The sequence below is a fragment of the Thiocystis violacea genome (assembly GCF_016583575.1).
Lineage (GTDB): Bacteria > Pseudomonadota > Gammaproteobacteria > Chromatiales > Chromatiaceae > Thiocystis > Thiocystis violacea.
In genome coordinates this window covers 1-8,674 of record NZ_NRRG01000092.1, presented here as the reverse complement: position 1 = coordinate 8,674, position 8,674 = coordinate 1, and the positions used below count along the sequence as shown (strand labels likewise).

9 protein-coding genes are annotated in these 8,674 nt (G+C 65.4%); 2 read left to right on the top strand and 7 right to left on the bottom strand.

Features of this window, described 5'->3' with window-relative positions; translation table 11 throughout:
* Positions 1–138: 138 nt before the first annotated feature.
* From CKO27_RS22730 to ppk2, 7 genes are all read right to left on the bottom strand, one after another.
* Positions 139–417 carry a hypothetical protein gene (locus CKO27_RS22730; protein ID WP_200377200.1) on the bottom strand — a complete coding sequence of 93 codons (279 nt, stop codon included), beginning with the start codon at positions 415–417 and terminating at the stop codon, positions 139–141.
* A 19-nt stretch (positions 418–436) separates the two neighbouring features.
* The gene (locus CKO27_RS22725) at positions 437–889 is read right to left on the bottom strand and encodes a hypothetical protein (RefSeq protein ID WP_200377199.1); all 453 of its coding nucleotides are present in this window, start codon (positions 887–889) and stop codon (positions 437–439) included.
* Positions 890–994: 105 nt separating this feature from the next.
* A complete protein-coding gene (locus tag CKO27_RS22720) occupies positions 995–3,370 on the bottom strand; it encodes a phosphoketolase (RefSeq protein WP_200377198.1) in 2,376 nt (791 codons plus the stop codon).
* Between the two features lie 105 nt (positions 3,371–3,475).
* On the bottom strand, positions 3,476–3,706 hold the full coding sequence (locus tag CKO27_RS22715) for a YMGG-like glycine zipper-containing protein (RefSeq protein WP_200377197.1): 231 nt from the start codon (positions 3,704–3,706) through the stop codon (positions 3,476–3,478).
* A gap of 53 nt (positions 3,707–3,759) precedes the next feature.
* The gene (locus CKO27_RS25230) at positions 3,760–4,161 is read right to left on the bottom strand and encodes a Rap1a/Tai family immunity protein (protein ID WP_200377196.1); all 402 of its coding nucleotides are present in this window, start codon (positions 4,159–4,161) and stop codon (positions 3,760–3,762) included.
* Positions 4,162–4,375: 214 nt separating this feature from the next.
* Positions 4,376–6,025, bottom strand: a complete 1,650-nt coding sequence (locus tag CKO27_RS22705) for a sigma-54-dependent Fis family transcriptional regulator (RefSeq protein ID WP_200377195.1) — start codon at positions 6,023–6,025, stop codon at positions 4,376–4,378.
* 9 nt (positions 6,026–6,034) lie between these two features.
* Positions 6,035–6,868 (bottom strand): polyphosphate kinase 2, encoded by an 834-nt coding sequence (gene ppk2 / locus CKO27_RS22700; protein ID WP_200377194.1) that lies wholly within the window; start codon positions 6,866–6,868, stop codon positions 6,035–6,037.
* Between the two features lie 316 nt (positions 6,869–7,184).
* Between ppk2 and CKO27_RS22695 the strand changes: the two genes are divergently transcribed.
* Positions 7,185–7,556, top strand: a complete 372-nt coding sequence (locus CKO27_RS22695) for a putative quinol monooxygenase (protein ID WP_200377193.1) — start codon at positions 7,185–7,187, stop codon at positions 7,554–7,556.
* Positions 7,557–7,702: 146 nt separating this feature from the next.
* Positions 7,703–8,497, top strand: a complete 795-nt coding sequence (locus CKO27_RS22690; protein WP_200377192.1) for a DUF2092 domain-containing protein — start codon at positions 7,703–7,705, stop codon at positions 8,495–8,497.
* Positions 8,498–8,674 lie beyond the last annotated feature (177 nt).

Genomic DNA, 8,674 nt, shown 5'->3' with positions numbered 1-8,674 from the left:
CGGTTTCTGGCGCCGCTTCGGGCTGCATGCCATCGACACGGTCGGCCTGGTGCATGCCATGATCCTGCGCATCCAGGCCCTGCTGCTGCCAATCCAGACCCTGGTCCTGGGCGGGCATTGAGGCGGCCAGGCGGTCTGTCAGGCGTCTTGCTCGTTCTCTAGCGCCTTGTCCGTGATCTCCTTGTAGAGATGGACCGCGCGGGCATACAGCGGCCCGAATTTGGGTCGCTTGTCCACGAACCGCTTGATGTGCTCGGCGTCTTCCATGACGTGTTTGAGGTGCTCGATATCGGAGTCGTCGAGCGCCTCGCCGCGGTCGACCTTGGCCTTGATATCGAGCGCGCGCGGGAGCCGGAATTTCTCGAAGCGGTCGAGAATGGTGACGAGCGTACCTTCTTCATGTGACATTTCGGTCATGGTGTCCTCCGGGACAGGGTTATGAGTGGTTGGTGGTTGGTGGTTGGTGGTTGGACGTTCGGCGCGGGTGGCATGCCGGCCGTAGATGCAGACGTTGACGCCATCCGCCGTGACGCTGACACCCGTCGGGAAGCGGGTGCCAGGGCGGATTGGATATGGTGGCGTGGTCGCGACGTGCCGCGGCTCCTTCGTTGGCGGCCTGCATGAGTCCCGGACCGCCGCCGGTGACGATGTCGCCGTCCATGCTGGCCAGCTCGGCGGCGAGGCGTTTGACCTCCTCATAAACCCAGTGTCCGGGCTGGGTGCGCGCCGAGCCGAAGATGGTCACCCGGAAGCGCTCGCGCTTCGAGGGCCGCAGCCGGGTCAGGTTGTTGACGAGGGTCCAGAGCCCGAAAACGGTGTCGACCAGGATGCGTCTGACCCCTTCCTCATCGGCCAGACTGACGGTGGTTGGGTGGCTCGGCTCGGTCATTGACGCTCTCCTCGGTTGTCCTCTTGTCTCGCACGACCTCGGGGCGGCCAGACCGGTCGCCTGGGGCCAGGTGCCCAAAGCGACCGACCTGGTCGCGAGGCATATTCAATAGGGCCAAACCCACTCATCGACATCCGGCTTATCGATGCCATGCTCGTAGGCGTAGTTGCGGCAGTCGATCTGCATGTCGCGCAACTTCTCCTTCACATGCGCGCCCGAGACCTGTAGGCGCGGAACCCGGTTGATGACGTCGATGGCGAGACTGAAACGGTCGATCTCGTTCTGGATCGCCAGCTCCAGCGGGGTGTTGATGTTGCCTTTCTCCTTGTAGCCGCGCACGTGCAGGTTCTTGTGGTTGGTGCGGCGGTAGGCGAGGCGGTGGATCAGCCAGGGGTAGCCGTGGAAGTTGAAGATGACCGGCTTGTCCTTGGTGAAGAGGCTGTCGAAGTCCGCGTCGGTGAGTCCGTGCGGATGCTCGCCGGCGGGCTGGAGCTTGAAGAGATCCACGACGTTGATGAAGCGCAGCTTGATGTCGGGGAAGTGCTCGCGCAGCAGGGCGGTGGCGGCCAGGGCCTCCTTGGTCGGGATATCGCCGCAGCCGGCGAGCACCGCATCCGGCTCGCTGCCCTGGTCGTTGCTCGCCCAGTCCCAGATGCCGATGCCCTTGGTGCAGTGCTTGATGGCGGCGTCCATGTCCAGGTACTGCAAGTGATTCTGCTTGTCGCAGACGATTACGTTGATGTCGTCGCGGCTGTTCAGGCAGTGATTGACCGTGGACAGCAGGGTGTTCACATCCGGCGGCAGATAGATGCGCGTGACCTCCGGATTCTTGTTGACCACCACGTCCAGGAAGCCGGGGTCCTGATGGGTGAAGCCGTTGTGGTCCTGACGCCAGACGGTGGAGGTTATCAGCAGATTCAGCGAGGAAATGCGCGCGCGCCAGGGGATCTCCTCGCAGATCGCCAGCCACTTGGCGTGCTGGTTGTACATGGAGTCGATGACGTGGACGAAGGCTTCATAGGTGGCGAAGAAGCCGTGGCGCCCGGTCAGCACATAGCCCTCGTACCAGCCTTCGAGCGTGTGCTCGGAGAGCATCTCCAGCACCCGGCCATCGGGTGACAGCTCGCCGCCGTCGGCGTCCTCCGGCTTGTAATCGCAGAGCCAGAGCTTCTTGCTGACGGCGTAGACGTCGTCGAGCTTGTTGGAGCTGTTCTCGTCCGGGCCGAAGACACGGAAGTTGTCCATGTTCTTGGCCATGATATCGCGCAGCAGGGCGCCGGTCGGCTTGGTGTTGAAGGCGCGCATGGTGCCGGGCTTCTCGACCGCAAGCGCATAGTCGCGGAAGTCCGGCATCCGCAGCGCCCGGCGGATCAGTCCGCCGTTGGCGTGGGGGCTGGCGCTCATGCGCCGCGTGCCCTCGGGGGCGAGCGCCTTCAACTCCGGAATCAGCGTGCCCTTCGCGTCGAATAGCTCGTCCGGTTTGTAGCTGCGCATCCAGTCTTCGAGCTGCTTCAAGTGCGCCGGGTTGTTGTGCATCCCCGAGAGCGGCACCTGATGGGCGCGCCAGAAGCCCTCGACTTTGTGGCCGTCGACCGACGCGGGGCCGGTCCAGCCCTTGGGGGTGCGCAGTACGATCATCGGCCAATGGCAGCGGGTGGCCCGACCGCTGGCGCGGGCGGCCTGCTGGAAGGCGCGGATCTCGGCGTGGCAGGCATCCATCGTGGCCGCCATCACCTGATGCATGACCATGGGGTCATCGCCCTCGACGAAGTGCGGCGTCCAGCCATAGCCGCGCATGAGATCGGCCAGCTCTTCATTGGGGATACGTGAGAGCAGGGTCGGGTTGTTGATCTTGTAGCCGTTGAGATGAAGGATCGGCAGCACCGCGCCGTCGCGGATGGGGTTGAGGAACTTGCTCGAATGCCAGGAGGTGGCGAGCGGCCCGGTCTCGGCCTCGCCGTCGCCCACGGCGACCGCGACCAAGAGGTTCGGATTGTCGAAGGCGGCACCGAAGGCGTGCGAGATGGAATAGCCCAGCTCGCCGCCCTCGTGAATGGAGCCGGGGGTCTCGGGCGTGCAGTGCGAGCCGATGCCGCCGGGGAAGGAGAACTGCTTGAAGAAGGCTTTCATGCCTTCCTCGTCCTCGCTCTTGTTGGGGTAGATCTCGGAGTAGGTGCCTTCCAGATAGACCGGGGCGAGCACGCCGGGCGCACCGTGGCCGGGGCCGGCGAGGAAGATGGCCTCCTGGTCGTGCGCCTTGATGATGCGGTTCAGGTGCACGTACATGAAGGACAGACCAGGACTCGCGCCCCAATGACCGAGCAGGCGGCTTTTCAGATGCTCCTCTTTGAGCGGCTCCTTGAGCAGCGGGTTGTCGCGCAGATAGATCATGCCGACCGCCAGATAGCAGCAGGCGCGCCAGTAGGCGTCGAGCTTGGTGAGCTGGTCGGCGTTCAGCGGCGTTGGAATCTTCTCGGGCACGGAGTCTCTCCTCTGTCGATCGTCTGTGAATTGGCCCTTGGTCCAAGGATGTCTTGGCTCTTGGGGGGGGCGCGGCGAGCCACCCAGCGAACCTGGCCGAAGGACTCAGTCGATATAGCCCTTCTGATGCTGATCGTAGAGATAACCGCCGATCGCCCCGGCGCCCACGCCGATAAGGGCGCCCTTGCCAGCGTCTCCGCTCAATGACCCGATCAGAGCACCACCAGCGGCACCCATGGCCGCGCCGCTCCCAGCGCGGCTTCCAGTCGTGGTCCCGCAGCCGGACAGGCAGAGCGCCAGCGACAGGCTCGCAAGCAGGGCAAGGTTCTTCTTCATGGCATGAGCTCCTGAATTTCGCGATGGGACGCCAAGGCCGTACCGAAGCACGGCTATTTCCGACATGGATACTTGGCCGCAAGGGCGTGCACCACGCCAACCACGGGCGGCTCGGCCATCAACCCCGCATCCTTGGCGTGCGCGTCACCCCAGGCGAGAAAGGCCTGCTTGGCATTCTCTATGGTCGCGCCCCTGGGATAACAGACAAGACGCTTCAGCTTGCGACGGTCGCTGATCTCGTCGTGGTACTGCACGGTCGCCTGGAGGAAGGCACGGCACGCCTGATGGGCCACCGCGTACTCCGCCGCCTCCGACCCGACCGAGCACGCCTCATGGAGTCTCGCGGTGGTATCGAGGCGAAAGTCCGCGTCCTCGACGGCCGGAGCGGCCTGGCTGAGCCACCGCTGGCGAGGGTCAAGGCCAGCGTAAAGGTCTGTCGATTGCTCATCTGGCACCCTCCCGAGAGCGGTTGGTTAGTTCGCGCACCGGACTCCGCGGTCACACCCAAGTGCCACCGCGAGACCTGCCTAAATATACGCAAATCCTTTGCCAACCGCGCGCGAAGCCTGGCTCGGTGCGGCGAATCGAGCCAGATCAGTGGCTTGGAAGGACTCCCTGGACTGACCGAAAGGCACCAAGGAAACTGGCGCCCACGACATATCGGAGTTTCTACGCCTGACCCGATCCAGGGCGTCCGATGCCCAGCCGTTTCATCCGCGATTCGAGCGTGGTCGGCTTGAGCCCGAGCCGCTCCGCGGCGCCGCCGGCACCGCGGATCCGCCAGCCGGTCAGCTCCAGGGTTTGCAGGAGATGCGCACGCTCGTTGGACTCCAGGGTAGCGGGCGAGGGCTTCGGCGCTACCGGCACGCGGCCAAGCTGAATCCTCAGGGTTCGATCGCGGGTCAGGATCATCGCCCGCTCGATGAGGTTGCGCAGCTCGCGCACGTTTCCCGGCCAAGGATAGTCGAGCATCGCCGCCATGGATTCCTCGGCGACGTGCTCGATCGGCTTGCCCATCGACTCGCCGAGCGCCTGGATCAACTCCCAGGCCAACAGCGGGATGTCCTCGCGACGCTCGCGCAGTGGGGGCACCTGGATGGGGAAGACGTTCAGCCGATAGTAGAGATCCTCGCGAAAGACGCCGCGTGCGACCGCTTCGGCCAGATCCCGATTGGTGGCGGCGATCAGGCGCACGTCGGACTGAATGGTCTGGATGCCGCCGACACGCTCGAAGGAGCCGTCCTGAAGCACCCGTAGCAGTTTCGACTGGAGTTCGAGCGGAAGCTCGCCCACTTCGTCGAGAAAGAGCGTCGCGTGGTCCGCCAGCTCGAAACGCCCCCGCTGACGGGCCAGGGCCCCCGTGTAGGCGCCCTTCTCACGCCCGAACAGCTCGGACTCGATGAGGGAGGCGGGCAGGGCGGCGCAGTTGACCTTGATCATGGGCCGGTCGTGGCGCTTGCTCTGGCGGTGGATGGCGTCCGCCAGCACCTCCTTGCCGGTGCCGGTCTCGCCGAGCAGGAGCACGGCCGCATGGGTCGGGGCAACCTGGGCGATCTCATCCAGCACCTGGATGAAGACGGGCGAGCGGCTGGTCAGAGCCCGTCCGGTCCGCGCGCAGCCAGCCTGGCGCAGATAGAGGTTCTCCGCTTCGAGACACTCCTTCAGCCGCGTGATCTCGGCGAGCGCCGCCGCCAGCTCGGCCTCGCGGCGGCTGCGTGCCAGGGCCTGGGCGAACACCTCGCCGACGATCTTGAGTCGGACGACCAGATCCTGCGGCCAGGAACGAGTGCGACGAAAGGCGTTGAATCCGATCGCGCCGATGATCCGGCCGCCGACCCGCAGGGGAATGGTCAAATTGGACTTGAGCCCGACACGCTGGCAGTACGCAGTCTCCGCCGTGGCCTCGCACGGAAGATCCGTGGGAATCTCGGGAAGCACGATGATCTGGCCCGCGCGCAATGCCTTGAAATACCAGGGCAGCGGCGGCATCGGGGCACGCGGAAGGGGCTCGACGCCGTTGCGGGCCGCCGAGCACAGCACCTCGATCGGCCCGTCGTCGCCCACGAATTCGCCGAACGAGCCGCGGTCGAAATCGAGGAATTCGAGCAGACGCGCGAGGGCCTGCTCGATCTCCTCGATCAGCCGCCCGGCGGGGAGGTCGGTGAAGAGCGCCGACAGATCCCCGAGCAGGCGCTCGAATGCCAGGCGCTCGGCGTGCGCCAGTTCCGCCGGATCTGGCCGGCGCCAGGTTTCCGCGTCGGCCCTCGCATGGCCGACCGGCATGGTGCCATCGTGACTGGTCGCGGCTGGGCTCGACATCCATCGCCCTCAGTACAGCTCGGGGATGACCTTGAGCGGATGGTCCGGCTCCCGATACCCATCGGGTTTCTGTCGCTTGGGCAGGGCGATTCGCTCGCGCGGCAGTTCCTCGTAGGGGATCTGGGTCAGGAGGTGGCGAATGATGTTGAGCCGGGCGCGCTTCTTGTCGTCCGAGCGGGCGACATGCCAGGGCGCGAAATCGGTATCCGTGGCCGCGAGCATGGCGTCGCGCGCCCGCGAGTAGTCGTACCAGCGGCTGTAGGACTTAAGATCCATCGGCGAGAGCTTCCAGAGCTTGCGCCCGTCCTCGATACGCGCCTCTAGGCGCCGGGTCTGCTCCTCGGGGCTCACTTCCAGCCAGTACTTGAGCAGGATGATGCCGGAGTCGATCATCGCCTGCTCGACCATGGGGGTCATCTGGAGGAAGCGCTCGGTCTGCGCCTCGGTGCAGAAGCCCATCACCCGCTCGACCCCGGCGCGGTTGTACCAACTGCGGTCGAAGATGACGACCTCGCCGGCCGCCGGGAAATGGCGCATGTAGCGCTGGATGTACATCTGGCTCTGCTCGCGCTCGGTCGGCGCCGGCAGGGCCACCACCCGGAAGATACGTGGGCTGACCCGCTCGGTGATGGCCTTGATGGTGCCGCCCTTGCCGGCGCCGTCGCGCCCCTCGAAGACGAGGCAGACCTTGACTCCCTGGTGGCGCACCCATTCCTGGAGCTTGACCAGCTCGACATGCAGCGTCGCCAGCTCGCGGTCATAGACTTTCGCCTTGATCTTGGTGGCGTCCTGGTTCTCTGTCCCGTCTTTTGTCTTCTGGCTCTTCCTGGCGTGCTTGCTCATGTCCCGGACTCCCCTGGTTGGTGGCCGCCGGCGGCGGACTTGTCACTTCAATTTTTAATTATCGATCAAAAGTCTGGATCGCGGCGTATCCCGCGACCGCCATCGGCGGATGCCCGACGCACGATGGCGATCCGACGTCTCGTGTTAACTCCGACATATCGGAGGTTCGGGTGTCCGCTCTATTTTGGGAACGAACAGGTGGTCTCTCCAAGTCGCTGATTCGGCGGATGGTGCGAAGCCCTTGATGGACCACCTCGAAGTTGGCGGGGCTCTTGCTTAGATAGTCGCATGGTCCATCCGAGTGTCGTCGAGTCCAATGATTCGATTCTCCTTGAGCGTCCTGGTCGCGCCCTCCGCCCGCGACGACTTCCTGAAGACTGTCCGAGCGCTCCTTGAGCCGACGCGGGTCGCGCCGGGCTGCGTCGGCTGCCGGCTCCATGAGGATATCGAGGAGCCAGACTCCTTCATGCTGGTAGGAGAATGGACCTCGCAACCGGAGCTGGACCTGTACCTCGGCTCCGACGCCTGCAAGACCCTGATCGCGGCGATGGAGCTGTCGCGGCGGCCGCCGCTGATCCGCTTCGACGAGATCGCGTCGCGCGCGGGCATCGAGGTGATCGAGGCCGCGCGACGTGCCCGTGGACTGCTCCAGGACTTTTCGTCCGATGCCTCCCTGGACAGCGCGTGAGCGTGGCCCGGATGCCGATCCGCTACGCCGACTATCTCCATGCCAAGCCACGCCCAACTTGATGGGTCCGAAGACGGTTCACCCCACCAAGGAGTCCGCGCGAGGCCATCGCGCATCCGATCCGCAACCCAGAAGAGGACCGCTGCATGAAACCCTTTGCCAAGTCCCTGACGGCGCTCCTGCTGGCGAGTCTCGCCAGCGCGAGTCCCGTGCTCCTCGCCGAGGCGCCGGCGCGGGAGCCCGTCCAGCTCCCCGGCATGCCTGTCATCGAACCCGCGGCCATGCAGGCCCTCGTGCGCATGGGCGCCTATCTGCGCACGCTCCAGTCCTTCAGCGTGCGGGTCGATGACGCGATCGACGAGGTGCTGGACTCCGGTCAGAAGATTCAGCTCACCAAGACCGTCGAGCTCCAGGTGCGCCGCCCCGACCGGCTGCGCGCCGACGTCGAGACCGACCGCAAGGCCCGTGAGATCTATTACGACGGCCAGACCTTCACCCTGGTGGCGCCCGAGACCCGCTACTACGCCTCGGTCCCGGCCCCGCCCACCATTCGCGAGATGCTGGACAAGGTCCAGTCCAAGTTCGACATCGAGCTGCCGCTCGTGGATCTCTTCCACTGGGGCGGCGAGGACGACGCCTCCGGGGCGATCCGGGATGCCATGCACATCGGCACCAGCCGGATCGCGGGCCAGTTGGCCGATCACTATGCCTTCCGCCAGACCGACGTCGATTGGCAGATCTGGATCGCGCAAGGGGACGCCCCCTTGCCGTTGCGCTATGTGATCACGACCAAGGATGTGCCGGGCGAGCCGCAATTCGTGGCCAACCTGACCTGGGACACGACCGCCCGGCCCGAGGACGCGGTCTTCACCTTCACCCCCACGAGCGACGACCACCGCATCGAGATCGTCGCCACCGACACCGCCCCCGCGACACCCTAACGGAGCCTCCAAGATGAAGCCTGCTCTCAAGCGATCCATCCTGATGGGCGCCCTGGCCCTCGTCTTCACCAGCCTGACCCTGATGACCCAGGAGGCCGACGCGCGCGGAGGTGCGCGTGCGTCCGCCAGGGTCTCCGTGCATGGCGGAGGCGGACGTCCGCCTCCGCCATGCACGGA